General features: G+C 65.3%; 23 protein-coding genes. 10 read left to right on the top strand and 13 right to left on the bottom strand.

Annotated elements, in window-relative coordinates:
* Nucleotides 1–144: 144 nt before the first annotated feature.
* Both pth and hisC read left to right on the top strand, forming a co-directional pair.
* Entirely contained in the window at nt 145–747 is a 603-nt protein-coding gene (gene pth, locus FAZ97_RS01470) for an aminoacyl-tRNA hydrolase (RefSeq protein WP_158756858.1), read from the top strand.
* A gap of 15 nt (nt 748–762) precedes the next feature.
* Nucleotides 763–1,830, top strand: a complete 1,068-nt coding sequence (gene hisC, locus FAZ97_RS01465; RefSeq protein WP_158756857.1) for a histidinol-phosphate transaminase — start codon at nt 763–765, stop codon at nt 1,828–1,830.
* A 69-nt stretch (nt 1,831–1,899) separates the two neighbouring features.
* Here hisC and FAZ97_RS01460 read toward each other — a convergent pair whose 3' ends face one another.
* The 3 genes from FAZ97_RS01460 to rsmD form a co-directional block, all read right to left on the bottom strand.
* Nucleotides 1,900–2,160 carry a YfhL family 4Fe-4S dicluster ferredoxin gene (locus FAZ97_RS01460; RefSeq protein WP_158756856.1) on the bottom strand — a complete coding sequence of 87 codons (261 nt, stop codon included), beginning with the start codon at nt 2,158–2,160 and terminating at the stop codon, nt 1,900–1,902.
* An 80-nt stretch (nt 2,161–2,240) separates the two neighbouring features.
* On the bottom strand, nt 2,241–2,744 hold the full coding sequence (coaD, locus tag FAZ97_RS01455) for a pantetheine-phosphate adenylyltransferase (RefSeq protein ID WP_158756855.1): 504 nt from the start codon (nt 2,742–2,744) through the stop codon (nt 2,241–2,243).
* Between the two features lie 108 nt (nt 2,745–2,852).
* Entirely contained in the window at nt 2,853–3,491 is a 639-nt protein-coding gene (gene rsmD, locus FAZ97_RS01450) for a 16S rRNA (guanine(966)-N(2))-methyltransferase RsmD (RefSeq protein WP_158756854.1), read from the bottom strand.
* Nucleotides 3,492–3,781: 290 nt separating this feature from the next.
* Here rsmD and ftsY point away from each other — a divergent pair, with 290 nt between their 5' ends.
* Complete coding sequence (gene ftsY, locus FAZ97_RS01445) at nt 3,782–4,951, top strand: signal recognition particle-docking protein FtsY (RefSeq protein ID WP_158756853.1); 1,170 nt, start codon at nt 3,782–3,784, stop codon at nt 4,949–4,951.
* 97 nt (nt 4,952–5,048) lie between these two features.
* Here ftsY and maiA read toward each other — a convergent pair whose 3' ends face one another.
* Nucleotides 5,049–5,696: a maleylacetoacetate isomerase gene (gene maiA, locus FAZ97_RS01440; protein ID WP_158756852.1), complete on the bottom strand. Its 648-nt coding sequence runs from the start codon at nt 5,694–5,696 to the stop codon at nt 5,049–5,051.
* Between the two features lie 44 nt (nt 5,697–5,740).
* Nucleotides 5,741–6,439: a fumarylacetoacetate hydrolase family protein gene (locus FAZ97_RS01435; RefSeq protein ID WP_158756851.1), complete on the bottom strand. Its 699-nt coding sequence runs from the start codon at nt 6,437–6,439 to the stop codon at nt 5,741–5,743.
* A 276-nt stretch (nt 6,440–6,715) separates the two neighbouring features.
* Here FAZ97_RS01435 and ybiB point away from each other — a divergent pair, with 276 nt between their 5' ends.
* The 3 genes from ybiB to leuA all read left to right on the top strand — a co-directional run bounded on the left by ybiB (nt 6,716) and on the right by leuA (nt 9,910).
* Nucleotides 6,716–7,678, top strand: coding sequence for a DNA-binding protein YbiB (gene ybiB, locus FAZ97_RS01430; RefSeq protein ID WP_158756850.1), 963 nt, complete (start codon nt 6,716–6,718; stop codon nt 7,676–7,678).
* Between the two features lie 392 nt (nt 7,679–8,070).
* On the top strand, nt 8,071–8,274 hold the full coding sequence (locus FAZ97_RS01425) for a hypothetical protein (protein WP_158756849.1): 204 nt from the start codon (nt 8,071–8,073) through the stop codon (nt 8,272–8,274).
* Complete coding sequence (gene leuA, locus FAZ97_RS01420; RefSeq protein WP_158756848.1) at nt 8,264–9,910, top strand: 2-isopropylmalate synthase; 1,647 nt, start codon at nt 8,264–8,266, stop codon at nt 9,908–9,910. Before FAZ97_RS01425 ends, leuA begins: the two co-directional genes overlap by 11 nt.
* A gap of 150 nt (nt 9,911–10,060) precedes the next feature.
* Here the strand turns inward: leuA and FAZ97_RS01415 are convergent, their stop codons facing one another.
* A complete protein-coding gene (locus FAZ97_RS01415) occupies nt 10,061–10,444 on the bottom strand; it encodes a nuclear transport factor 2 family protein (protein ID WP_158756847.1) in 384 nt (127 codons plus the stop codon).
* A gap of 579 nt (nt 10,445–11,023) precedes the next feature.
* Here FAZ97_RS01415 and rpoH point away from each other — a divergent pair.
* From rpoH to cydB, 4 genes are all read left to right on the top strand, one after another.
* A complete protein-coding gene (rpoH, locus tag FAZ97_RS01410; RefSeq protein WP_158756846.1) occupies nt 11,024–11,959 on the top strand; it encodes an RNA polymerase sigma factor RpoH in 936 nt (311 codons plus the stop codon).
* 188 nt (nt 11,960–12,147) lie between these two features.
* Nucleotides 12,148–12,450, top strand: a complete 303-nt coding sequence (gene cydP / locus FAZ97_RS01405) for a cytochrome oxidase putative small subunit CydP (protein ID WP_233271606.1) — start codon at nt 12,148–12,150, stop codon at nt 12,448–12,450.
* Nucleotides 12,437–14,023, top strand: a complete 1,587-nt coding sequence (locus FAZ97_RS01400) for a cytochrome ubiquinol oxidase subunit I (protein ID WP_158756845.1) — start codon at nt 12,437–12,439, stop codon at nt 14,021–14,023. The genes cydP and FAZ97_RS01400 overlap by 14 nt, the downstream gene beginning before the upstream one ends.
* Before the next feature lie 37 nt (nt 14,024–14,060).
* Nucleotides 14,061–15,197, top strand: coding sequence for a cytochrome d ubiquinol oxidase subunit II (cydB, locus tag FAZ97_RS01395; RefSeq protein ID WP_158756844.1), 1,137 nt, complete (start codon nt 14,061–14,063; stop codon nt 15,195–15,197).
* A gap of 83 nt (nt 15,198–15,280) precedes the next feature.
* Here the strand turns inward: cydB and nagE are convergent, their stop codons facing one another.
* From nagE to FAZ97_RS01360, 7 genes are all read right to left on the bottom strand, one after another.
* Entirely contained in the window at nt 15,281–17,044 is a 1,764-nt protein-coding gene (nagE, locus tag FAZ97_RS01390) for an N-acetylglucosamine-specific PTS transporter subunit IIBC (protein WP_158756843.1), read from the bottom strand.
* Nucleotides 17,045–17,163: 119 nt separating this feature from the next.
* Nucleotides 17,164–19,758 (bottom strand): phosphoenolpyruvate--protein phosphotransferase, encoded by a 2,595-nt coding sequence (ptsP, locus tag FAZ97_RS01385; protein ID WP_158756842.1) that lies wholly within the window; start codon nt 19,756–19,758, stop codon nt 17,164–17,166.
* 12 nt (nt 19,759–19,770) lie between these two features.
* The gene (locus tag FAZ97_RS01380) at nt 19,771–20,778 is read right to left on the bottom strand and encodes an SIS domain-containing protein (protein WP_158759010.1); all 1,008 of its coding nucleotides are present in this window, start codon (nt 20,776–20,778) and stop codon (nt 19,771–19,773) included.
* Nucleotides 20,771–21,874 carry an N-acetylglucosamine-6-phosphate deacetylase gene (gene nagA, locus FAZ97_RS01375; protein WP_158756841.1) on the bottom strand — a complete coding sequence of 368 codons (1,104 nt, stop codon included), beginning with the start codon at nt 21,872–21,874 and terminating at the stop codon, nt 20,771–20,773. Before nagA ends, FAZ97_RS01380 begins: the two co-directional genes overlap by 8 nt.
* 94 nt (nt 21,875–21,968) lie before the next feature.
* Entirely contained in the window at nt 21,969–22,703 is a 735-nt protein-coding gene (locus FAZ97_RS01370; protein WP_158756840.1) for a GntR family transcriptional regulator, read from the bottom strand.
* A gap of 526 nt (nt 22,704–23,229) precedes the next feature.
* Entirely contained in the window at nt 23,230–24,042 is an 813-nt protein-coding gene (locus FAZ97_RS01365; RefSeq protein ID WP_158756839.1) for a MetQ/NlpA family ABC transporter substrate-binding protein, read from the bottom strand.
* A gap of 200 nt (nt 24,043–24,242) precedes the next feature.
* On the bottom strand, nt 24,243–24,884 hold the full coding sequence (locus FAZ97_RS01360) for an SCO family protein (protein ID WP_158756838.1): 642 nt from the start codon (nt 24,882–24,884) through the stop codon (nt 24,243–24,245).
* Nucleotides 24,885–24,888 lie beyond the last annotated feature (4 nt).

The following is a 24,888-nucleotide window of genomic DNA, read 5'->3' as shown; positions in this document are numbered from 1 at the left end:
GCAGCTTCAACGAGCCGATCCTCTCGATCCGTTTCCCTGAAACGGACGACGTGACCCGCCGCGGTTCGCCCCGGCGGGTTTTTTTTCGCACTTTTTCGTACACTTGCGGGTCGACTTACTGATTTTCGCAGGCGGAACACCACAATGATCAGGTTGATCGTCGGGCTCGGCAATCCGGGCGCCGAATACACGGCGACGCGCCACAACGCGGGCTTCTGGCTCGTGGACCAGCTGGCGCGCGAAGCCGGCACCACGCTGCGCGACGAGCGGCGCTTCCACGGCCACTATGCGAAGGCGCGCCTCTACGGCGAGGAAGTGCATCTGCTCGAGCCGCAGACCTATATGAACCGCTCGGGGCAATCGGTCGTCGCGCTCGCGGCCTTCTTCAAGATCCTGCCCGACGAGATCCTTGTCGCGCACGACGAGCTCGATCTGCCCCCCGGCACCGTCAAGCTCAAGCTCGGCGGCGGCAGCGGCGGCCACAACGGCTTGAAGGATATTTCCGCGCATCTCTCGACCCAGCAGTATTGGCGTTTGCGCATCGGCATCGGCCATCCGCGCGATCTGATTCCCGAAGGCGCACGCGCGGGCGCCAGGCCCGATGTCGCGAACTTCGTGCTCAAGCCGCCGCGCCGCGAAGAGCAGGATGTGATCGACGCCTCGATCGAGCGCGCGCTCGCCGTGATGCCGACGTTCGTGAAGGGCGAGGCCGAACGCGCGGTGATGCAGTTGCATCGCAATGGTTGAAACAAGGAGAGCGTCTTGAGTCGTTACTGGAGTGACATCGTCAACCGGCTCGTGCCCTACGTGCCGGGCGAACAGCCCGCGCTCGCGAAGCCGGTCAAGCTCAACACCAACGAGAACCCCTATGCGCCCTCCCCGCGCGTGCTCGAGGCGATCCGCCACGAGCTCGGCGAGACGGGCGAGTCGCTGCGCCGCTATCCCGACCCCGTCGCGAAGCGTCTGCGCGCCGCGGTGGCAGCGCATCACGGCATCCGCGCGGACCAGGTGTTCGTCGGCAACGGCTCGGACGAGGTGCTCGCCCACGCGTTCCAGGCACTGCTCAAGCACGACAAGCCGATCCTCTTTCCGGACATCACCTACAGCTTCTACCCGACCTACGCGCGGCTCTACGAGGTCGAGTACCACACTGTGCCGCTGACCGGCCAGTTCACGATTAACGTCGACGATTACCTGCAGCCCAACGGCGGCGTGATCTTCCCGAATCCGAATGCGCCCACGGGCCACGCGCTGCCGCTCGCGGAAATCGAGCGGCTTGTCGCGGCGAACGCGGAATCGGTGGTAGTGATCGACGAAGCCTATGTGGATTTCGGCGCCGAATCGGCCATCGCGCTGATCGACCGCTATCCCAACTTGCTGGTCGTGCACACGACATCGAAGTCGCGCTCGCTCGCGGGCATGCGCGTGGGCTTCGCGTTCGGCCACCCCGATCTCATCGACGCGCTCAACCGCGTGAAGGACAGCTTCAACTCGTACCCGCTCGACCGCCTCGCGCAGGCCGCTGCGACGGCCGCTTACGAAGACGCCGAATGGCTCAAGACGACGAGCGCGCGCGTGATCGCGAGCCGCGAGCGTTTGACGGCCGCGCTCTCGGCGCTCGGCTTCGAAGTGGTGCCTTCGGCGGCGAATTTTGTGTTCGCGAAGCATCCTGCGCACGACGCCGCGGCAATTGCGGCCAAGCTGCGCGAAAGAGAGATCTTCGTGCGCCATTTCAACGCATCGCGCGTGAACCAGCATCTGCGTATCTCAATCGGCACCGATGCCGAGTGCGATACGCTCGTCGATGCATTGAAGGCCATCGTCGCGTAAGAAGACGGCAGGATGAAATAAAAAACGCGCCAGTTGGCGCGTTTTTTTATTCCCGAAGGATTCTGCGGTTCAGGCGGCGTTCTTCGCCGCCACTAGCGCGTGGTACTTCTGCATCAATTGCTCGGGCGACTCGACATGCTCCGGATTCTTGGGGATGCACTCCACCGGGCACACCTGAATGCATTGCGGCTCATCGAAATGGCCGACACACTCCGTGCACTTGCCCGGGTCGATCACATAGATTTCCGGGCCCATCGAGATCGCGTCGTTCGGGCACTCGGGCTCGCACACGTCGCAATTGATGCACTCGTCGGTAATCATCAGGGCCATGCTTATCTCACTTCCCGCCGGCGAGAGGGCCGGCTCACACGTTGCTCAGCCCTCTAGTTTACGCTGCTTTCGCCGCGCGTTCACGCCTTCGTAGCCGGGCCGCCCATCGAGGCCACCTTGTCCTGCAAGCGCTTTTCCACCGAAGGAAATACGAACTTGCTGACATCTCCGCCCAACTGGGCAATTTCACGCACGATCGTGCCCGAAATGAACTGATACTGGTCCGAAGGCGTCATGAACATCGTCTCGACGTCGGGCAGCAGGTAGCGGTTCATGCCCGCCATCTGAAATTCATACTCGAAGTCCGACACCGCGCGCAGGCCGCGCACGATCACGCGTGCATTGTTGGTGCGCACGAAGTCCTTCAGGAGCCCCTTGAAGCTCATGACCTGGACATTCGGATAATGGCCGAGCACCTCGTGGGCAATCTCGAGCCGCTCTTCGAGCGAGAAGAACGGCTTCTTGTTGCGGCTGTCCGCAACGCCGACTACCAGCGTGTCGAAAATGCTCGACGCGCGCCGCACGAGATCTTCGTGGCCGCGCGTGAGCGGGTCGAAGGTACCGGGGTACACGGCGACTACCATGAGGCTTCTCCTCTCAACAGAAATGGGGTGCAATGCAGTGCCGTGGCGACGCTTGCACACATGCGTGCGTGACGGCCAGGCCGCCCGCCGCTTCTTATCGAACGCGCATTATTCCTCATTTTCGCGCTGCAGCAAATGATAGTGAACCGCACCCGCCCGGCCCTCGCGCACCACGCTCCAACCCGCCAGCGCGGGCCGCGCAGCCGGATCGACCGGCTCGCCACATTCCACATAAAGCCATCCGCCCGGGGCGACAAGGGGCGCGGCCAGTTCTAGCGAGCGTTCGAGCAGCGCGGTGTCGCCGAACGGCGGATCGAGGAACACCACATCGAACGAGCCTGGCGCGAGATTTGCCGCGAGGCGCAGGGCGTCGGCTTCCGCGATTTCGATCATGCGCGCGCCAAGGCGCGCCTGGTTCGCGCGCAACTGCGCAGCGGCGCGCGCGCTGCGCTCCACCATCACGACGCGCGCGGCGCCGCGCGAGGCAGCCTCGAAGCCAAGACCGCCGCTGCCCGCAAACAGGTCGAGGCAGCGCAGGCCGTCGAGGCGCTGGCCGAGCCAGTTGAAGAGCGTTTCGCGCACGCGGTCGGGGGTCGGGCGGAGTCCATCGAGATCGAGCACCGGCAGCGGCGTGCGCTTCCAGTCGCCGCCGATGATGCGAACCGTGTGTGCGCCGCCGCCACGTGCTCGCGGATCGGATTGATGGGCGCGGCCGCCTTGGCCGCGTGAGGATGAGGAACGGGTCATGCGTTGGGTCGTACGGCTGCGTGCATTTGACCACCGGCAGTCAGCCTGCCGGCGGAACTCGATTTGGAGGTTCGGGCGCCACGCTTTCGCATCGCACCCTCCAATGCGCGCACGTTACCACAGGGGCGCGCACGTGCCGCGCGCACGCCGCAAGGACCTCACAGCGACGCCGCAGCGACTCCAGGGAGTGTGCCTGATAAAATGCCATGTTTTCCGCGCGTTACCTCTTCGAATGCCGTCGCTGACCGCCCCTCGGTCCGACCCGCAGCGCGCCTGACCCACCCCAGACCATGTTCAGTTTCTTCAAACGATTCCGCGGCTCGAAGGACGCCGAGCACGCGCCGTCCGAGAATGCTCAGGACGAAGCCACGCTCGAGGCGCCAGACGAGGCCGTTGAAGCACCCGCCAGCACGGCGAGCGAAACCTCGCCTGCGCCGTCCGTACCGCCAGCCGTAACCGCTCCGAGCAAGCCCGCTGCGCCGCCGCAGGTCACCATCGCCAGCGACGACGAACCGGAAACCGTCGAGATCGTCCCGCCGCCCGCGCTCGAACCCGCCGCAAAGCAATCGTGGCTCACGCGTCTGCGGTCCGGGCTCTCGAAAACAGGCTCAAACATCCAGAGCATCTTCGTCAACGCGAAGATCGACGACGATCTGTATGAGGAGCTCGAAACCGCGCTCCTGATGTCGGATGCGGGCGTCGACGCCACCGAATACCTGCTCGAAACGCTGCGCCAGAAAGTGCGCGCCGAGCGCCTGACCGACGCGCAGCAGGTGAAGAACGCCCTGCGCGAACTGCTCGTCGGCCTGCTCAAGCCACTCGAAAAGTCGCTCATGCTCGGTCGCGCCCAGCCGCTCGTGATGATGATCGCGGGCGTGAACGGCGCGGGCAAGACCACCAGCATCGGCAAGCTGGCGAAGCATCTGCAGAGCTTCGACCAGAGCGTGCTGCTCGCTGCGGGCGACACGTTCCGCGCCGCCGCGCGCGAACAGCTCGCCATCTGGGGCCAGCGCAACAACGTGACGGTCGTGCAGCAGGAAAGCGGCGACCCGGCCGCGGTGATCTACGACGCCGTGAGCGCCGCACGCGCGCGCCGCATCGACGTGGTGATGGCCGACACCGCGGGCCGCCTGCCCACGCAATTGCATCTGATGGACGAGCTGAAGAAGGTCAAGCGCGTGATCGGCAAGGCGTTCGACGGTGCCCCGCACGAGGTAGTGCTCGTGATCGATGCGAACACGGGGCAGAACGCGCTCGCGCAGGTCAAGGCATTCGACGACGCGCTCGGCCTCACCGGCCTCATCGTGACGAAGCTCGACGGCACCGCCAAGGGCGGCATTCTTGCCGCGATCGCTCGGCAACGCCCGATTCCCGTGTATTTCATCGGCGTGGGCGAGAAGGTCGAGGACTTGCAGCCGTTCGTGGCCGAGGAATTCGCCGACGCGCTGCTTGGCAGCTAAAAGCGCGCGTTTAGCCGGATTTAGATAGACGAAGGGCGTCGTTCTCGCGAACGACGCCCTTTTTCATTGGTGCGCCCGACACAAGCCGGTCAGACGCTCACTCCGAATCCGGCTGCACGCCAGGCGCGGCGCGCGCGAACGCGTCGAGCGTAAGCGCGTAGTCGTTGATACGCTGAATGGTCGGGTAACGCGTCGTGTCGATCTTGAACCGGTTCGCGTTGTAGACCTGCGGCACGATGCAAAGATCGGCAATGGTGGGCGTGTCGCCGAACGAGAGCTTGCCGGTGCGCGAATCGCCTGCAAGCCGCTGTTCCAGCGTCGCGAAACCCGCCTCGATCCAGTGGCGGTACCACGCGTCTTTCGTCGCGTCGTCCGCGCCTACAGTGTGCTTGAGGTACTTCAGCACGCGCAGGTTGTCCACCGGATGAATCTCGCACGCCACCTGCAGCGCGAGCGAGCGAACGTGCGCGCGATCGGCGGGCGACTTCGGCAGCAGCGGCGGCTCGGGATGCATCTCCTCCAGATACTCGATGATCGCGAGCGACTGCTGGAGCGTATGCCCTTCGTCGTCGACGAACGCCGGCACGATCGCGTCGGGATTGACCTGGCGATAGGCCGACTTGAGCTGCTCGCCGCCATCGCGCACGAGATGAACCGGCACGTACTCGTACGACAGGTTCTTCAGATTCAGCGCAATACGCACTCGATACGATGCCGAACTGCGGAAATAGCTGTAAAGCTTCATGCTCCTCTCTTGCTCCTCTTGATTCCCGATACGGACCGCGTCGCTCAGACGACCCGCACGGCGAATTCGCCGATCCCAGCCACGCCGCCCGTCATCAGGTCGCCCTTCACGACGGCGCCGACGCCTTCAGGCGTGCCCGTATAAATGAGGTCGCCGGCCTTAAGCTCGAACAGCGTCGAAAGGAACGCGATCGTGTCGGCAACTGGCCAGATCATCTGCGAGATGTCCGAGCGCTGCTTTTCCTCGCCATTGACCGCGAGCCAGATTTCTCCCTTCGCGAGCTGGCCGATCTTCGAAACCGGATGAATCGGGCCGATGGGCGCCGAATGATCGAAGCCCTTGGCCGTATCCCACGGACGACCGAGCTTCTTCGCCTCGCCTTGCAAGTCGCGGCGCGTCATGTCGAGACCGAGTGCATAGCCGTAGACATGGTCGAGCGCGCTTGCGACCGGAATATCCTTGCCGCCCTTGCCGATCGCCGCGACAAGTTCCATCTCGAAGTGCACGTTCTTCGATTGCGCGGGATACGGAAACTCGGCGGTCGAACCGGGCGCGACATAGAGCACGGCGTCGGCGGGTTTGGAGAAGAAGAACGGCGGTTCACGGTTCGGATCGTGGCCCATCTCGCGCGCATGCGCTTCGTAGTTGCGGCCAACGCAATAGATGCGCCGCACGGGGAAACGCGAATCGCTGCCGGCCACCGGCACCGAGGCGGGCGCCGCCGGTTCGAATACGTACGTCATGGAGTTCTCCGTCTTTTTGATGGAGCGTGCGCAAGGCACGCGGGCCTGTAGATCATCAGGGCTTGCAAGCCGTGGCGGCGCGGCTTGCGCGCCAGAACAATCGCGAGTGTAACGCGCGACGGTGAGCGCGCGCGGCGAAGCCTTCAGGCAGCCTGCGCGGCTGCCGACGAGAAGGGCCGCCGGCGAGGCACGACGTGCCCGTGCGATACTTGCCGCATCCCCCATTTCAATACGAAGACGGCGCGCCGCACGCCGCCGAACGAACCACGCTCGCCCATGACCACCGCCGACTCCACCGACATCTTCCCGTGCGCCCGCTTCATCAAGGAAATCGGCCGCGGACCGCACGGCGCTCGCTCGCTCTCGTCCGACGACACGCACGCGCTCTACGCCGCGATGCTCGACGGCCGCGTGCCCGATCTGGAACTGGGCGCGGTGCTGCTCGCCTACCGTCTCAAGGGCGAAACTGCGGATGAGCTGTCCGCCATGCTGCGCGCCGCACACGCCTCGTTCGCGCCGCTCGCGGTGCCGGCAGGCGAATATCGGCCTGTGTCGATCCCAAGCTACAACGGCGCGCGCAAGCAGCCGAATCTCGTACCGCTACTTGCCCTGCTGCTCGCGCGCGAAGGCGTGCCCACGCTCGTGCACGGCGTCACCACCGATCCGGGCCGTGTGACGAGCGCGGAAATCTTCGCGGCGCTGAACCATCCCGAAGCGCACGAACACGCCGACATCGAAGCGCAACTGGCGTCGAGCCGCGTGGCGTTTGCATCGATCGAAACGCTCGCGCCCAAGCTCGCGCGACTGCTCTCGCTGCGGCGGCGCATGGGCGTGCGCAATTCCACGCATACGCTCGTGAAGCTGCTGCAACCGTTCGCCGAACCCGGCCTGCGCCTCGTGAACTACACGCACCCGCCGTACCGCGAAAGTCTGAGCGCGCTCTTTGCGGCGCACCCGGAAGCCGCCGTGGGCGGTGCGCTGCTCGCGCGCGGCACCGAAGGCGAAGCCGTTGCCGACACGCGCCGCCAGGTGCAGGTTGACTGGCTGCATGACGGCATCTGCGAAACGCTGATCGAGCCGGAGCGTTCGTCTCCGGGCGCGCCCGACATCGATCTTCCGGAAGGACGCGACGCGCCCACTACGGCGGCATGGATCGAAGCCGTGCTGCGCGGCGAAGCGCCTGTGCCCGAAGCCATCGCGCGCCAGATCGAGACGATCAAGCGCATCGCGAAGCGCTAAAGATCGAGCGAAAGCGCGTGTCGCGCAATCCGCCGAAATCCCCGCGGAGCGGGCGATCCGCGAAACGCACGGAATTGCATCGGCGCGCTTCGTCGCCCATCTTCACGCATCGTCGCGCGGTCAACCTGCAAATTCCCTGTTGACACGTGCGGCCGCCCTGTTTTACATTGGACGAATGCGTTCCTACCCGAACACCCTCCGAATTACCCTCGGCCGACTATCGGCCCTATCGCTACGCCTAGCCTAAAGCTGGTGTAGCGCCGCAACGACCCACTCCTCGGGTCACAGCGGTCCTCCCAAAGCAGTTCTCGCAGTACCCCAAATCCGCTGTATCTCTACAACCTGTCGTCTGCATTCGTCCGCTTACCGTTCGGACGAGTCGCGAGGTCAAAATGCACGTTGCATGGGCATCGTTTACGTTCGCTATCGCCGCGCCGGCTACCGCCGTCACCGTGGCCGTCTTCTTCGCGTGCGCGGTTGCCGCCCGTACGCGTGAAGTTTCGCGCATCGTGCTCCGTCGCCAGCCCGCCAGCCGCTCGCTGCCGACCGCCATCGCATACGACACCACGAAGAACGAGGCTCGTCATGTTGCGTAATCCCGCCGAGAAGTACCGCCCCTTTCCCGCCATCCGCTTGAACGGCCGCAAATGGCCGACGCGCACCGTCGAACGCGCGCCGATCTGGATGAGCACCGACCTGCGCGACGGCAACCAGTCGCTGATCGAGCCGATGAGCATCGAGCAGAAGACCGAGTTTTTCGAGATGCTCGTCGCGATCGGATTCAAGGAAATCGAAGTCGGCTTTCCGTCGGCGTCGCAGACCGACTTCGATTTCGCGCGCAAGCTGATCGAGGAAAAGCGCATTCCCGAGGACGTGACGATCGAAGTGCTCGTGCAGTCGCGCGAAGAACTGATCGCCCGCACGTTCGAAGCGCTCGAGGGTGTGCCGCGCGCGATCGTCCACCTCTACAACGCGATCTGCCCGTCGTTCCGCAAGATCGTGTTCGGCCAGTCGAAGGATGAAGTGAAGGCGCTTGCGGTTGAAGGCACGCGCATCATCCGCGAACATGCCGACAAGAATCCGCAAACGCACTGGATTTACCAGTATTCGCCCGAAACGTTCAGCATGACCGAACTGACCTTCGCGCGCGAAGTCTGCGATGCGGTGGCCCAGACGTGGCGCCCCACGCGCGATCACAAGATGATCGTGAATCTTCCGGCGACTGTCGAAGCGGCAATGCCCAACGTCTACGCCGACCAGATCGAGTGGATGGACCGCAACCTCGCGTATCGCGACAGCATCGTCCTCTCGGTGCATCCGCATAACGACCGCGGCACCGCTGTGGCCGCCGCCGAAATGGCGTTGCTCGCCGGCGCTGACCGCATCGAAGGCTGCCTGTTCGGCAACGGCGAGCGCACCGGCAACGTCGATCTCGTCACGCTCGCGATGAATCTCTACACGCAGGGCATCGACCCGGGCCTCGATTTTTCCGACATCGACGCCGTGCGCCGCGTGGTCGAGCGCTGCAACCAGTTGCCCGTGCATCCGCGCCATCCGTATGCGGGCGACCTCGTGTTCACGGCGTTCTCGGGCTCGCACCAGGACGCGATCCGCAAGGGCTTCGCGCAGCAACGGCCGGACGCCGTCTGGGAAGTGCCCTATCTCCCGATCGATCCCGCCGATCTCGGCCGCAGCTACGACGCGGTGATCCGCGTGAATAGCCAGTCGGGCAAGGGCGGCGCGACGTATCTGCTCGAACGCGGCATGGGCTTCACGCCGCCGCGCCGCGTGCAGATCGAGTTCAGCCACGCCGTGCAGACCGTCGCCGATACGTCGGGCGAGGAAATCACGGGCGATGCAGTCTGCGCGCTTTTCGCGCGCGAGTATTTCGAAGCACGCGGACCGGCCGCCAATGTGGATTCAGGCCGTGTGCGCTGGGAAGGCCGCGACGTAGCCATGCCAACTGCCGCGAGCGTCGATGAAGCGCATGCGCAAGCCGTGGCCGCCGCGATCGCGGCAATGGCGGGCGAGCGCATCGAAATCACCTCGTTCGAGAGCGAGCGCACGGCGCAGGGTGGCACGGCCGTGTTCGTCGGCGCGCGTGTCGGCGGCCAGCCGCTGCGCCACGGCGTGGGCGTAGGCGATGACGCGGTCCATGCGTGCGTGGCGGCTGTCGTCAGCGCCGTGAATCGTGCGGTCTGGACGCATGTCGATCGGCGCGTGGCGGCCTGACCCACAAGGCGGCCCACCGCGCGCGGCAACGCAAGCAGTTTGAAGTCAAGCAGGGAAATCGGCGGCATGTTGAGCGCCGGCGGCAAAACGGGCCGCTGGCGTGCGCCTGAAACGTCTAAGCGGCGTTCCAGCGAGTGGACTTACCGGTCATCACTCGATCGCGCAACGCGTCGCCTGCCAGGCGAGCAGACGCCAGTGACCACCCTCCTGCGTCTGGATCGCCGTGTAGGCAATCGGAAAGAGCAATGCGCCGTTGTTCGCTTCCATCTCGATCAGCACGCGGCCGGAGACCACACAGGCCTCGTTGCCGGCTTGAAGCACGTCCTGCGACTGGATCTCGATCTGGCGGTAGCGGCGGCGGCCCGCCGTGATCGCATCGATGAACTGTTGCTTGGTCTCGCGCTTGCCGTTGGTGTGGACGAAGGTCGCGTGGTCGGACAGCAACTGCTCCAGCGACGTGCCGTCGCCGTCAACCATCGCGCGAAAGCGCTCGCGCTCAAGTCCGCGAATCGCATCGATTAGTTTTGCCGCCATCGCTCGAGCCCCTTGCGCGCCGGCCCGCGCCTGAGCGCAGATCCACGCCGAAGATTTTCTGCCTATGCCTGGCTGAAATTTATACCAGGATTTGGCGCAAGGATACTTGCGATCAAAGACAACGCCCCCATGTATGGCGCATAAGCCACGCGTCCGGTGAAAACGGCGCATGGCGGCAACGGCATCGCCGCAGCCGCGCCCTGATGTCGCAGCGCCGCACTTTCAGCGTCGTCCGATGTCTATTTGTCAGATTCTGTGGCAAGGTCCGGGCACTGCGCGGCGCTGTCGTGAGCCCCTCTGATTCCACCCTTTATTCTCCGCGCCCCCGCGCCGGACTGCTGTCCCGTTCTAGAGTGTTCCTTCGGCCCGCCCTCTGCGCTGGCCTGCGCCAGGCGCGAGGCCCCGCCCCGCTTGACTGCCGGTGTTTAGTGTAATCTATCGATACAACCATTTCGATAGGAATCAAGGAACCTTGAAGCCCCTACAGACTCCAAGTATTAGCACTCGGTAATTCAGAGTGCTAACATCCAGCGTGGAGTCGCTGTCCGACTTTTGCAAGATTCCTGAGGAGTTCGCTACGTGAGCAACGCAATGACCATGACCCTTCCGAATACGCTGAGCCCGTCATCGGCCAAGGCCGGGGGCTCATTGGCGCTCGCGAATGCTTCCCTGTTGCCCGGCCAGCTGGGCAACATCGACGCCTATATTCAAGCCGTGAACCGGATCCCGATGCTGACGCCCCAGGAAGAGCGCCAGTTCGCGACCGAGTTTCGCGAGCAAAACAATCTTGAAGGCGCGCGCCGCCTGGTGCTGTCGCACCTGCGCCTCGTCGTGTCGATTGCGCGTAATTACCTCGGCTACGGCCTGCCGCACGCCGACCTGATCCAGGAAGGCAATATCGGCCTGATGAAGGCCGTGAAGCGCTTCGACCCCGAGCAAAATGTACGCCTCGTGTCGTACGCGATGCACTGGATCAAGGCTGAGATCCACGAGTACATCCTGCGCAACTGGCGCATGGTGAAGGTCGCCACGACCAAGGCGCAGCGCAAGCTGTTCTTCAATCTGCGCAGCCACAAGCAGGGCCTGCAGTCGTTCACGCCGGAAGAAATCGACGGCCTCGCGCAGGAACTGAACGTGAAGCGCGAAGAGGTCGTGGAGATGGAAACGCGCCTGTCCGGCGCCGACATCGCGCTCGAAGGTCAGACCGAAGACGGCGAAGAATCGTACGCCCCGATCGCCTGGCTCGCCGACTCGCATAACGAGCCGAGCGCCGTGCTCGCCGCACGTTCGCGCGACCGCCTGCAGTCCGACGGTATCGCGAGCGCGCTGGAAGCGCTCGACGCGCGCAGCCGCCGCATCATCGAGGCGCGCTGGCTCAATGTCGACGACGACGGTTCGGGCGGATCGACGCTGCACGAACTGGCCGACGAATTCGGCGTGTCGGCCGAGCGCATTCGCCAGATCGAAGCGAGCGCCATGAAAAAGATGCGCACCGCGCTCGCCGACTACGCGTAAACAGCAGCAGGCCTAAGAGCCAAACCCAAAACCCCGTTCCCGCGAACGGGGTTTTTCTTTTGTGCGCCCCGAAAGCTGCGCACCTTCGCACCGGCCTCGCTGATTCCACCCTAAGATGATTTCGAGGTGGTGAGCCAGAGGCCGCGCCGCGGTCTGGCCTCGTAACGCGATCGAGGGCACCCGTCGTCATGATCCCGGCATCCGGTCAACGCCAGCGCACACCGACGTTGCTGCGCTCGCGCATCCTCCAGTGGATGCGCGGCCCCACCTTCGCGCGCGATATTGCCCTCGTTCTCGTCATCAAGCTCGTCCTGCTGATGGCGCTCAAATACGCATTCTTCAATCACCCGCAGGCAGAAGACATGAACATGCCGCCTGCCGTTGTCGCGCAGGCCATCCTCGCCGTGCCCATGCCTCCGGCGCCCACGCCATCCGTGTCCCAACCTCAAACCACGCCGCCCCCACGAGGAGACCGTCATGCCCACGATTGAATCGGTGGAACTCTCGCGTCTTCAGTTCGCCATCACCGCGCTCTACCACTTTCTCTTCGTGCCGCTCACGCTCGGCCTCTCGTGGCTGCTCGTCATCATGGAGTCCGTCTACGTGATGAGCGGCAAGGCGATCTACAAGGACATGACGCAGTTCTGGGGCAAGCTCTTCGCCATCAACTTCGCGATGGGCGTCACCACCGGCCTCACGATGGAGTTCCAGTTCGGCACCAACTGGTCCTACTACTCGCACTACGTTGGCGACATTTTCGGCGTGCCGCTCGCCGTGGAAGGGCTCGCGGCGTTCTTCCTCGAATCGACCTTCGTCGGGGTGTTCTTTTTCGGCTGGGATCGCCTGTCGAAAGGCGCGCATCTCTTCACCACGTTTCTCGTCGCGCTCGGCTCGAATCTTTCGGCGCTGTGGATTCTCATCGCCAATGGCTGGATGCAGAACCCCGTGGGCGCGGCGTTCAACTACGAAACCATGCGCATGGAACTCACCAGCCTGTTCCAGGTGATCTTCAACCCCGTCGCGCAGGTAAAGTTCGTGCACACGGTTTCGGCCGGCTACGTGACGGCGTCGATGTTCGTGCTCGGCATTTCGTCGTGGTACCTGCTGCGCCGGCGCGACGTGGAATTCGCGCTGCGCTCGTTTGCGATCGCCGCGGGCTTTGGCCTCGCGTCCACGCTGTGCGTGCTGATCCTCGGCGACGAATCGGGTTACACCGACGGCGTCGTGCAGCAGGTGAAGCTCGCCGCCATCGAAGCCGAATGGGAGACCGCGCCCGCCCCGGCGCCGTTCACGCTGTTCGGCCTGCCCAACCAGCAGGAAGAGCGCACCGACTACGCGATCCGCATTCCCTGGCTCATGGGCATCATCGCCACGCGCTCGATCGACACACCGGTGATCGGCCTGAAAGACCTGATGGGCCGCGCCGAAGTGCGCATCCGCAACGGCATGCTCGCGTACGCCGCGCTGCAGAAGATGAAAGAAGGCACCGCCGACACCGAAACGCGCGACGTGTTCGAGGCGCACAAGGCCGACCTCGGCTACGGCTTGCTCCTGAAGCGGTTCACGCCGAACGTGGTCGATGCGACGTCCGAGCAGATCAGGGCGGCGTCGAGAACCGCGATCCCGGCCGTTGCGCCCGTGTTCTGGTCGTTCCGCGTGATGGTGGGTCTCGGCATCCTCTTTCTCGTGACCTTCGTGCTCGCCTTCTGGTTCTGCGCGCAGCGCTCGCTGCTCAAGGAGAACCGCCGCTGGTTCCTCCGCTGGGCGCTGGTGGCGATCCCGCTGCCGTGGCTCGCCGCCGAGTTCGGCTGGGTCGTTGCGGAAACGGGCCGCCAGCCGTGGACCATCGCGGAGGTGCTGCCCACGCGCCTGTCGGCTTCGAGCCTCGCGCCCGGCGACGTGATGCTGAGCATTGCGGGCTTCGTGATCTTCTACACGGTGCTCTTCATCATCGAGATCACGCTGATGTTCAAGTACGCGCGCCTCGGGCCGTCGTCGCTGCATACCGGCCGTTACTTCCACGAGCAGACGGCGACGCTCGCGACCGACGGCAAGGTCACGTGATCGACGCGAGCTAACGAAAGATGCGAGGGAACACGCCATGGACTACGCAACGCTCAAGTTGATCTGGTGGGTGCTGATCGGCGTGCTGCTGATCGGCTTTGCGCTGACCGACGGCTTCGACATGGGCGCGGCCGTGCTGCTGCCCTTCGTCGGCAAGACCGATGAGGAGCGCCGCATCGTCATCAATACGGTGGGCGCGACGTGGGAAGGCAACCAGGTCTGGTTCATCACCGCGGGCGGCGCGATGTTCGCCGCCTGGCCGCTGGCCTACGCGGCGTCGTTCTCGGGCTTCTACTTCGCGATGCTGCTCGTGCTCTTCGCGCTGTTTTTCCGGCCCGTTGGCTTTGATTATCGCGGCAAGCGCGTGGACGTGAGATGGCGCCAGGGCTGGGATTGCGGTCTTTTCATCGGCGGCTTCGTGCCCGCGCTCGTGTTTGGCGTGGCGTTCGGCAATTTGCTACAGGGCGTGCCGTTCGCCTATGACACGGATCTGCGCGTGACGTATCACGGCAGCTTCTTCGCACTCCTCAATCCGTTCGCGCTGATCTGCGGGCTGGTGAGTCTATGCATGTTGACCGCGCACGGCGCGGCGTTTTTGAAGCTGAAGAGCGATGGCGTTGTCGCGATGCGCGCCTCGAAGGCACTGCGCCTCTTCGCGGGGCTCACGATCGTGTTGTTCCTCGTGGCGGGCGCGCTCGTGGCGACGCTCATCGGCGGCTATACGATCACGTCGCCCGCGCCTCTCGACACGGTGGCCAACCCGCTCCTCAAGAGCGTCGATTCCGGGCCCGGGCTCTGGCTTGCGAACTACGGGCTTTATCCGTGGATGGCGCTCGCCCCTGCCCTCGCCGTGCTCGGCGGCGTGCTCGCATTCGCGCTCGCGCGTTCACGCTTCGAGCGGCTCGCGTTCCTGAGCACGGGGCTGCAGATCATCGGCGTGATTCTCACGGCGGGCTTCTCGATGTTCCCGTTCATCATGCCCTCGTCGCTCGACCCGCGTTCGAGCCTCACGGTCTGGGACGCGACCTCGAGCAAGATGACGCTCGAGATTATGCTCGTGGCCGTCATCATCTTCCTGCCGATCGTGCTCGGTTATACGGCATGGGTCTATCGCGTCATGCGCGGCAAGGTGACCGCCGATGTCATACGGGACAACCACCATACGTTGTACTGAGCGTCGAGGTGGTTCAAAGGCGCCAGAAACGAAAACGCCGCGGCATGTGCCGCGGCGTTTTTCATAGGCAGACAGCGAATCGATTACGCCGGCTGAAGCGCCAGTTCACGTGCATAACGCGGCGCGGCGTCGCCGACCACGATGTGCAGCGTATCCGCCGAAATCCACGCTACGTCGAGCGTGCCGAGCTTCTCGCGATCCACGGCTGCCGGGTCGCGCACGATCACGCGCAGGCGGGTGGCCGCTACCGCGTCGAGCGAAACGATGTTGGCGACGCCGCCGAACACCGCGAGCCAGCGCGACGGATTCGGATCGAGCGGGCCCTGCGCGACAGCACCGCTCGCGTCGGCATGAGCCGCCTGAACGGCTTGAGCTGCAGGCTGCGCCGCCGCAGCCGGTTTGCTGGCTGCTGCGCCGCCGCGTGCGATCTCACCGCGAATTTCATCGGCGATGATATCGGCTTCCGGCCCGATGATGACCTGCACGCTTTCGCCGCCGCGCTTGAGCACGCCGCGCGCGCCGATTGCCTTCAAAGCCGGCTCCGAAACATGTGCCGGATCGGCCACCGAGAGACGCAGACGCGTCGTGCAGGCATCGACCACCTTGAGGTTGGCCGCGCCGCCAAGCGCATCGATGTAACGTGCAGCACGCGAGAGCGACGCCGCCGTTGCCGCGCCGCCAGCCGCGACCGCAACGCCCGACATCGTCGAGGCGATGGCCGTATCGCCCGCCGAGCCTTCGCGGCCCGGCGTGGGCAGGTTGAAGCGGCGGATGAAGAAGCGGAACAGCCCGTAGTACACGACCGCATAGACCACGCCGAGCGGAATCGCGTACCAGCCATGCGTGGAGAGCCCGTAGTTCAGCACGTAGTCGATGAAACCCGCCGAGAACGTGAAGCCGAGCTTGATGCCGAGCAGCGAGCAGATCGCCAGCGACAGCCCCGTGAGCACCGCATGGATCGCATAGAGCACAGGCGCGAGGAACATGAACGTGAACTCGATCGGCTCGGTCACGCCCGTGAGGAACGAGGTGAGCGCCATCGAAAACAGCAGGCCGCCCACCATCGCGCGCTTGTCCTTCGGCGCTTCGTGCAGCATGGCGAGGCACGCTGCCGGCAGGCCGAACATCATCACCGGGAAGAAGCCGGCCATGAAGCTGCCCGCCGTGGGGTCGCCCGCGAAGAAGCGGTGCAGGTCGCCCGTGACGGCCGCGCCGCCGGCCGCCGGCGTGAACGAGCCGAACACGAACCACACGAGCGAATTGAGGATGTGGTGCAGACCCGTGACGAGCAAGAGGCGGTTGAGCAAGCCGTACACGAAGGTGCCGATCGCGCCCGCCGTGGTGAGCCAGTGGCCGGCGGTGTCAATCACGCCCTGCACCGGTCCCCACACGTAGCCGAACACGATGCCGAGCACGAGACACGTGAGCCCGGTGACGATCGGCACGAAGCGCTTGCCGCCGAAGAACGCGAGGAACTCGGGCAGCTTGATGTCCTTGAAGCGGTTGTACAGCATGCCCGCGACGACACCGGCCACCACGCCCGACAGCACGCCCATGTTGAGCTTGTCGTTGATGTCCTTCATCACGGCGGTCTGGACCAGATAGCCCAGCGCGCCCGCGAGGCCGGCCACGCCGTTGTTGTCCTTCGCGAAGCCCACGGCGATGCCGATCGCAAACAGCAACGGCAGGTTATCGAAGATCGCGCCGCCCGCGTCGGCGATGATCTTGATGTTGAGCATGTCGGCCTGGCCGAAGCGAAGCAGGATGCCGGCGACCGGCAGCACTGCGATGGGAAGCATCAGCGCGCGGCCGAGGCTTTGTATCTTGAGAAACGGATTGCCATCCATTGAACTGCCTCCAGTCTCTATCTCTTGCTTGACGTGTGTGGGTGAGAGAAGCCGGTGCGCGATCGCTGCGCGCACCGGCGTGTTTTAAGGACTACTTGGGGTGGGTGAAACAGAAACTATCAATCGAGCGGCCAGCTTTCGCGGCTTGCCGCACGCACGGCTTGCGCCGATTCGAGTGCGAGCGCGTGTTGAGCGCGCTGGCGACAGTCGTTGTAGTCGAGCTTGCGCACGCGCGCCTTGATCGAGGGCACGGAAACCGGATCGACGGAAAGTTCCGTCACACCGAGGCCGACGAGCAGCGGCACCGCGAGCGGATCGCCCGCCAGCGCGCCACACACGCCCACCCACTTGCCGTGCTTGTTCGCGCCCTCAACCGCCGCCGCCACGAGACGCAGCACGGCCGGATGCAAGCCGTCGGCCTGCGCCGCGAGATCGGGCTGGCAACGGTCCATCGCGAGCGTGTACTGCGTGAGATCGTTCGTGCCGATCGAGAGGAAATCGGCGTGGCGCGCGAGCTGGTCCGCGAGCAGCGCGGCAGAAGGCACCTCGATCATCACGCCCACTTCGATCGGCTCGGTACGGCCCGCTTCGCGCGCGAAGGTGTCGATGCGCTCGCGCAGGCGCACGAGTTCGCCCACGTCCGTCACCATCGGCAGCAGGATGCGGACCTTGCCCGCCGGCTTCACGGCGAGGAGGCCGCGCAACTGGTCGTCGAGCAGATCGGGCCGCACCTGCGCGAGGCGAATGCCGCGCAGACCCAGCGCCGGGTTCGGCTCGGGTGGCAGTGTCAGATAGTCGACTTCCTTGTCGGCGCCCACGTCGAGCGTACGGATGATCGCCGTGCGGCCCGCGAGCGCGTCCGTGATCGCCTGGTAGCTCTGACGATGCTCTTCCACCGTAGGCGCCGCCTGGCGATGGATGAACAGCAGTTCCGTGCGCAGCAAGCCCACGGCGTCCGCGCCGTTTTCCACCGCCGTGTTGGCATCTTCCAGCGTCGCGATGTTCGCGGCGACTTCCACCGCGTGGCCGTCGCGCGTGGCCGCGGCTTCCTGCGAGGTGCGGCGGTTCGCTTCGCGCACGCCGGCCTGGCGCTGCTTCTCGCTGCGCGCACGCTCGATATCGAGCGCACTCGGCGTATAGGCAAAGCGGCCTGCGAGCGCATCGATGACGACTTCGGTGCCTTCGGGCACCGAGTGAAGCGCGTCACCGAGTGCGACGATCGCGGGAATGCCCGCCTGGCGCGCGATGATCGCCGCGTGCGAGGTCGCGCCGCCGCGCGCCATCACAAGCGCCATCACGCGCTTGCGGTCCAGCGTTGCGAGATCGGAAGGCGTGAATTCGTCGGCGGCGAGCACGGCTTCTTCGGGCAGCGAGCGCGCGGCCGTGTTCGAGAGACCGAGCGCGCGCAGCACGCGCTTTTCGAGGTCGCGCAGGTCGGCGGCGCGCTCCGCGAGCAGCGGATCGTCCACTTTGCCGAGCACCGCGATCTGCGCGCGGATCGCTTCGCGCCACGCGTAGCCCGCGCTCTTGCCGAGGCTGATCGCATCGCGCGCGGCGTCGACGAGCGTTGGGTCTTCGAGCAGCACGCGATGCATCGTGAAAATGCCCGCCTCGCCGATCGCGCCGCGCTGCGAAGCCGTGCGCACGCTCTGGTTCAGTTCGGCGTCGACAGCGGCGATCGCCTTGTCGAGCAGACGGCTTTCCGCAGCCGACGAGCCGCTCGCGAGTTCGGGCGGCGCGAGTTCGGCTTCGTCCCAGCGCACCAGCTTGCCCACCGCGACACCCGGCGCCGCGCACACGCCCGCGAGGACGCCCGGCTCGGCGGACAATGCCACGGCGGTTGCGGGCGCTTGCATCACGGGCGCGGGCGACTGCTGGCGCGCCGGCGCTTCGCCGCCCTCGCCGGGCGCTTCGCGCAGGAGTTCGTTGGCGACGGCGTCCACGGCGCGCTGCGCCTCGCGGCCGATGCCGACGAGTTCAATGACCGCGCCCTCGCCCGCACCGAGACTTAGCAGGCCCACGACGCTCTCGATGGCGGACTTGCGCTCGCCAAAGCGGACCTCGACGCGCGCGTCGATGCCGCGCACCGCTTCGCGCGCGCGCGCCGCCGGCCGCGCATGGAGGCCGCCCGCATGCGTGAGCGTGACGCTGCGGCGTACTTCGTTCGCAACCAGTTCGTGGGCCGTATTGATCACTGCGCCATCACGCACGCGCAGCACGAGCAGCCCGGACTTGCCCGCTTCGACGTGACCCGCGCCTGCGCGCTCGATCACTTCGAACGCATCCGAATTGGCGATCGCGACGACCGAAACGAGGCTCGGCGCATTGCACGCCACCACGTCGAGATCGAACTCGATCAGCGTGTCGCCGCGGCGCACCTGCGCGCCCTGCGCGACTTTCGGCGTGAAACCCTTGCCGTTCAGCTCGACGGTGTCGATGCCGACGTGCACGAGCACCTGTGCGCCTTCGGCCGTTTGCAGCGTGACCGCGTGTCCGGTGCGCGCGAGATGCACGACGATGCCGTCGCACGGCGCGACGACACGACCGACGAGCGGATCGACGCCGATGCCGTCGCCGAACAAGCCTTCCGAGAACACCGGATCGGGCACCGACGCGAGCGGCACGACCGGCCCGGTGAGCGGCGAAACCAGCACGATGTGCCCTTCGACGCGAGTATGCGGATCCATCAGGCGAGACTCCTCGATGCGTTCCATGCGCTTTCCAATCTAGTGTGTTTCGGTGACTTTGTTCAGGTAACGCGGCTCGTCGGGATTGCGCCCGCGCGCGGCCGCCAGGCCCGCTGCCATCACGTAGAACGACAGAATGGCCGCGATCGGATCGAGCGCCGCATCGGCAGCCGTTTCGAGCGGCAGCGCCGCGCCTTGCACGTCGGCGGGCGCCGCGAGCAGCACGCGCGCACCGCGCTTTTCCATGTCGCGGGCAAACTCGATCAGGCCCGCCTGCTCCGGCCCGCGCGGCGCGAACACGAGCAGCGGGTAATCGCGGTCGATCAACTCCATCGGGCCGTGCCGCACTTCGGCGCTCGAAAACGCCTCGGCCTGAATGCCCGACGTTTCCTTGAGCTTGAGCGCGGCTTCCTGCGCAATAGCGAGGCCCGGACCGCGGCCGATAACAATCATCTGTTTGACGTCGCCCAACTCTTCGACGGCCTTCGACCAGTCGAGCGTGCCCGCGCGATCTAGTGCTTCGGGGAGTGCGCGCACGGCGTCGAGGAACGCAGCGTCGCGCTGCCAGAACCCGACGAGCTGCGCCGACATCGCGAGCATCGCGATATAGCTCTTGGTGGCCGCGACGCTCAGCTCGGGGCCGGCGAGCAGCGGCAGTTCCGTGCCCGCGGCCTCGGCGAGCGGCGAGCCCGCGACGTTGACCATTGCCGCCGTCAGCGCGCCGGCTTCGCGCAGTGCCTTGATCGTCGCGACGAGATCAGGACTCCTACCCGATTGGGAGAAAGCAAGGGCAAACTGGCCGCGCACGCGTAAGGGCGCCTGCTGGAGCGTGGCGATCGACATCGGCAGCGTGGCCACCGGCACGCCGATGCGGCTCATGGTGAGTGCGGCGAAGTAGCTGGCCGCGTGGTCCGAACTACCGCGTGCGACGGTGAGCGCGACATGGCGCGGCTCGGCTTCCAGCGCGCGGGCGAGCGCTTCGACGCGCGACGTGTCCGCGAGCTGCGCGGCGACGACGCCGGCCGAGGCCAGCGCTTCTTTAAGCATATTCGACAATCGATTCTCCTTCGACGTAGGTCGCGGTGAGCGCCAGCTCGCGATCGAACACGTTGACATCGGCCCAAGCGCCGCGCACGAGGCGGCCACGGTCTTCGATGCCGAGGTAGTCGGCGGCATAGCGTGACAAGCGCGCGGACACGTCCGCGATCGGCAGGCCGATCGAGACGAGGTTGCGCAGTGCCTGGTCCATGGTGAGGGTGCTGCCCGCGAGCGTGCCATCGGCAAGACGCACGCCGCCGAGGCATTTCGTCACGTGCTGGCTGCCGAGACGGTATTCGCCGTCGGGCATGCCGGTGGCCGAGGTGCTGTCGGTCACCACATAAAGGCGCGGGATTGCGCGCAGCGCGGCGCGGATCGCGCCCGGGTGCACGTGCAGCAGGTCGGGAATGATCTCCGCATACTCGGCATGCGCGAGCGCCGCGCCGACCACGCCCGGATTGCGATGATGCAGCGGCGACATCGCGTTGAAGAGGTGCGTGAAGCCGCAGGCGCCGTGCTTGAGCGCGGCCACGGCGTCGTCGTAGGTCGCGAGCGAGTGGCCGATCTGCACGCGCACGCCGCGCGCCGCCATCTCGCCGATGATCTCGATATGGCCCGCGATCTCAGGCGCCACGGTCACCACGCGAATCGGCGCGATCGAGAGGTACTTGAGCACTTCGTCGAGCACGGCCGACACGGCGGCGTCGGGCTGCGCGCCGAGCTTGCCGGGGTTGATGTACGGGCCTTCGAGGTGCACGCCCAGCACGCGCGCGCCGCCCGCCGTGCGGTTGCGCGTGACGTTGCCAAGGCCCGCGACCACATTCATCAGCTCGTCGCGCGGCGCGGTCATGGTCGTGGCCAGCAGGCTCGTGGTGCCGTAGCGGGCGTGCGTGCGCGCAATGGTTTCGATCGCGTCGCCGGCTTCCATGACGTCGGCGCCACCGCCGCCGTGCACGTGCAGGTCGATGAAGCCCGGCAGGATATAGGGCGCGTCGTTCTTCGCCGGATCGGTGGCCTCGCCCGTGATCGCGGTGATGCGTCCGTTCTCGAACGACAGCGTGCCGTGGATCCAGCCTTCAGGGGTGAGTATGTTTCCGCTCAGCATGAGAGTTTTCCGATGAGGCGCATCAAAGCGCGGTAGGACGTTTCGGTGACGTGCATGAGTGAGATTGCGGCGGCGTTGCGTTCCCGCGGGGCGCTCATTGGCGCAGCTCCGCAACGAAGTCGTAATAGCCGTCGCGGCAATAGGTGTCGGTCAGCTCGATGGCGCGCTGATCGGCGGAAAACCCCACGCGCGTGATGACGAGCAGCGCCGCGCGCGGCTCGACACCCATCAGCGCGGCGATCTCGCCCGTCGCGTTGACCGCGCGAAAGTGCTGCAGTGCGCGCACCACGGGCACGCGGCGCTGCTCCAGATACGAATACAGCGAACCGTCGATTGCTTCCGGGTCCGGCACGATCGATACGGGCAGCGCCGAATGCTCGACGGCCATCACGGTGCCGTCGGCGCGGCGCAGCCGGCGCAGGCTCGTGACCGAGGCGCCTGGCGAAAGGCCGAGCTGCACGATCTCTTCGCGGTGGGCGGGCCGTACCTCGCGCGCGAGCCACACCGAGTCGGGCGTAAAGCCGCGCTGCTCCATTTTCTTCGTGAAGCCCGTGAGGCGCGACAGCGGATCTTCCACACGCGGCGTAATGAAGCTGCCCGCGCCGCGCGCGCGCCGGATCAGCCCCTGCTCCACGAGCAATTCGATCGCCTTGCGTGCGGTGATGCGCGATACGCCGATGGCGTCCGACAGCGTGCGCTCCGAAGGCAATGCTTCGCCGGCAGACCACACGCCGCAGTGAATGGCCGTAGCAAGGTTGCGCGCCAGCTGCAGATAGAGCGGCGTCACATTGCGCGCATCGGGCATCAGGGCAGACCAACGGGTTTCCATGGACTTGGCGCCAGCGGTTGGACGATCGTGGGGGGCCGGACGGGTATGCTACGTGGCAATGCCGATTGGTCCGGTGCGAAAGCGAGCCCATTATATAACCACAATAAGACCAGTCAACAGATGATGACCTGTCGCGAGACGCCTAAAAATATCTTTAAAAATCAATATCTTACACGAACTGATAAGGCTTCGACCGGTGCTAATCCGGTATCAGGATTTACCCTGGAACGTGGCCGGCGAGCGCCACAATGGGACCAAAGTGGCATCAACACGTTATCTGACATAGCCCACCGTAGTACCGCAATAGGACCAACGTGTGACTTCGGCAGGAAAGATAGCGCGCACTCAAGCGATTCCCTAGCGTCTCAATTGAGCGACATCAAACCGGCGGCTTGCGATTCACAATTTCAAACAATCCCCACACGATGCGCGCGCAATAAAAAACGCCGCGGCTCTCGCCACGGCGTTCGGGTCCTGCTGGGCGCCTGCGTCGATGCAACGCAGGCAACCGCGACTCGAATGTTCCTTAGAACGACGGAACCATCGAGCCCTTGAATTCGTTCTTGATGAACTGGCGCACATCTTCCGACTGGTAGGCGGCAACCAGCTTCTTCACCCACGGCTTGTCCTTGTCCTGGGTGCGAACGGCGATCAGGTTCGCGTACGGGCTGTGGATGTCCTCGATGGCGACGGCATCCTTGGTCGGCTGCAGGCCGGCCGCGAGCGCGTAGTTCGTGTTGATCACGGCGGCGTCCACGTCGCCGAGCGCGCGCGGCAGTTGCGCGGCGTCCAGTTCGACGAGCTTGATCTTCTTCGGGTTTTCGGCGACGTCGAGCGGCGTCGCGTTGTTGCCGTTGATGCCCGCGCCAGCGCGCAGCTTGATCAAACCCTTGTTCTGCAGGAGCAGCAGCGCGCGGTTCTCGTTCGACGGGTCGTTCGGCACCGCGACCTTCGCGCCTTGCGGCAGATCGTTCAGCGACTTGAGCTTCTTCGAGTACACGCCGATGGGCGAGATGTACGTAAGGCCCGCATTCGTGAGCTTGTAGCCGCGCTGCTTGATCTGGCTGTCGAGGTACGGTCCGGTCTGGAAGCTGTTGGCGTCGAGGTCGCCGGCGTCGAGCGCGGCGTTCGGCTGCACATAGTCGTTGAATTCGATGACCTTGACGTTCAGACCTTCGCGCTTGGCGACCTTCTGGACGACGGCCCAGACCTGTGCGTCCGGACCCGCAACGGTGCCGACCCGGATGACCTGGTCGTCGGCGCGAGCGCCGAAGCTGACTGCGAGGGTGGTGGCGGCGACGCCGGCGAGGAGTGCTTTAATCAGATTTCTGCGCTGCATGGAGATGATGTTCCTGCGTGGTTTTGTTGTTGCTCCGGTCACGCGGCGTTGTGCGCCGTCCGCCGGACGATATAAATCGTCTCATATGGCGCCGGTTACCGGAAATAATGAATTCGCATACTGGTATGCCGGCGCGGCTTTGAGGCGTGCGCTGCGGCGTACGTTCACCACTCGCGGTGAGCGTGCGCGCAAGGCGTCCCTTAATCGGGATTCGAGCCGAGGAGGATCTTCAGATCGTGCAGCCAGGGCGTGACGCCCTGCCCGTCGCGCGCGAAGAGGCGCAGTTTGCCGGTGGTATCGAACACGTAGCTCGCGGCGGTGTGGTCCATCGTGTAGCTGTCCGGCGTGGTGCCGGGCACCTTCGCGTAGTACACGCGGAAGTCCTTCGCCACCTGCTTGAGCTGGTCCTCGTTGGCCGGGCGCAGCCCGATGAAGGTCGGATTGAACGCGGCCGCGTACTGGCCCAGGATCTGCGCGGTGTCGCGCTCGGGGTCGACGGTGACGAACAGCACCTGCACGCGCTTCGCCGCATCGGACCCCAGTTGCTGGAGCGCCTGCGAAAGCTCGGCCATGGTGGTCGGGCAAACGTCCGGGCAATGCGTGTAGCCGAAGAACAGCACGACCACCTTGCCCTTGAAGTCGGCGAGCGTACGGGTCTTGCCGCTCGTGTCGGGCAGCGCGAAGTCCTTGCCGAACTGCGTATTGCCGGTGATGTCGAGATTCGTGAACGACGGCGGCTGCTGGCCGCAGCCCTCCAGAACCAGCGTGCCGCCGAGTGCCCCTGCAGCGGCAAGCGTAACGACCGTGGCGCGCATGAAGCGCGCAAGCGTGCGGTGGGCCATAGCG

It is taken from the genome of Paraburkholderia acidiphila (genome assembly GCF_009789655.1).
Classification (GTDB): Bacteria; Pseudomonadota; Gammaproteobacteria; order Burkholderiales; family Burkholderiaceae; genus Paraburkholderia; species Paraburkholderia acidiphila.
Note: the sequence above shows the minus strand (reverse complement) of the source record. Positions and strands in the feature narration are given on the sequence as shown.

Coding starts and splice junctions, on each gene's coding strand:
- pth (WP_158756858.1), top strand. CDS start 145: ATGATCAGGTTGATCGTCGGGCTCGGCAATCCGGGCGCCGAATACACG.
- FAZ97_RS01460 (WP_158756856.1), bottom strand. CDS start 2,160: ATGGCCCTGATGATTACCGACGAGTGCATCAATTGCGACGTGTGCGAG.
- coaD (WP_158756855.1), bottom strand. CDS start 2,744: ATGGTAGTCGCCGTGTACCCCGGTACCTTCGACCCGCTCACGCGCGGC.
- rsmD (WP_158756854.1), bottom strand. CDS start 3,491: ATGACCCGTTCCTCATCCTCACGCGGCCAAGGCGGCCGCGCCCATCAA.
- ftsY (WP_158756853.1), top strand. CDS start 3,782: ATGTTCAGTTTCTTCAAACGATTCCGCGGCTCGAAGGACGCCGAGCAC.
- maiA (WP_158756852.1), bottom strand. CDS start 5,696: ATGAAGCTTTACAGCTATTTCCGCAGTTCGGCATCGTATCGAGTGCGT.
- FAZ97_RS01435 (WP_158756851.1), bottom strand. CDS start 6,439: ATGACGTACGTATTCGAACCGGCGGCGCCCGCCTCGGTGCCGGTGGCC.
- ybiB (WP_158756850.1), top strand. CDS start 6,716: ATGACCACCGCCGACTCCACCGACATCTTCCCGTGCGCCCGCTTCATC.
- FAZ97_RS01425 (WP_158756849.1), top strand. CDS start 8,071: ATGCACGTTGCATGGGCATCGTTTACGTTCGCTATCGCCGCGCCGGCT.
- leuA (WP_158756848.1), top strand. CDS start 8,264: ATGTTGCGTAATCCCGCCGAGAAGTACCGCCCCTTTCCCGCCATCCGC.
- FAZ97_RS01415 (WP_158756847.1), bottom strand. CDS start 10,444: ATGGCGGCAAAACTAATCGATGCGATTCGCGGACTTGAGCGCGAGCGC.
- cydP (WP_233271606.1), top strand. CDS start 12,148: ATGATCCCGGCATCCGGTCAACGCCAGCGCACACCGACGTTGCTGCGC.
- FAZ97_RS01400 (WP_158756845.1), top strand. CDS start 12,437: ATGCCCACGATTGAATCGGTGGAACTCTCGCGTCTTCAGTTCGCCATC.
- cydB (WP_158756844.1), top strand. CDS start 14,061: ATGGACTACGCAACGCTCAAGTTGATCTGGTGGGTGCTGATCGGCGTG.
- nagE (WP_158756843.1), bottom strand. CDS start 17,044: ATGGATGGCAATCCGTTTCTCAAGATACAAAGCCTCGGCCGCGCGCTG.
- ptsP (WP_158756842.1), bottom strand. CDS start 19,758: ATGGAACGCATCGAGGAGTCTCGCCTGATGGATCCGCATACTCGCGTC.
- FAZ97_RS01380 (WP_158759010.1), bottom strand. CDS start 20,778: ATGCTTAAAGAAGCGCTGGCCTCGGCCGGCGTCGTCGCCGCGCAGCTC.
- nagA (WP_158756841.1), bottom strand. CDS start 21,874: ATGCTGAGCGGAAACATACTCACCCCTGAAGGCTGGATCCACGGCACG.
- FAZ97_RS01370 (WP_158756840.1), bottom strand. CDS start 22,703: ATGGAAACCCGTTGGTCTGCCCTGATGCCCGATGCGCGCAATGTGACG.
- FAZ97_RS01365 (WP_158756839.1), bottom strand. CDS start 24,042: ATGCAGCGCAGAAATCTGATTAAAGCACTCCTCGCCGGCGTCGCCGCC.
- FAZ97_RS01360 (WP_158756838.1), bottom strand. CDS start 24,884: ATGGCCCACCGCACGCTTGCGCGCTTCATGCGCGCCACGGTCGTTACG.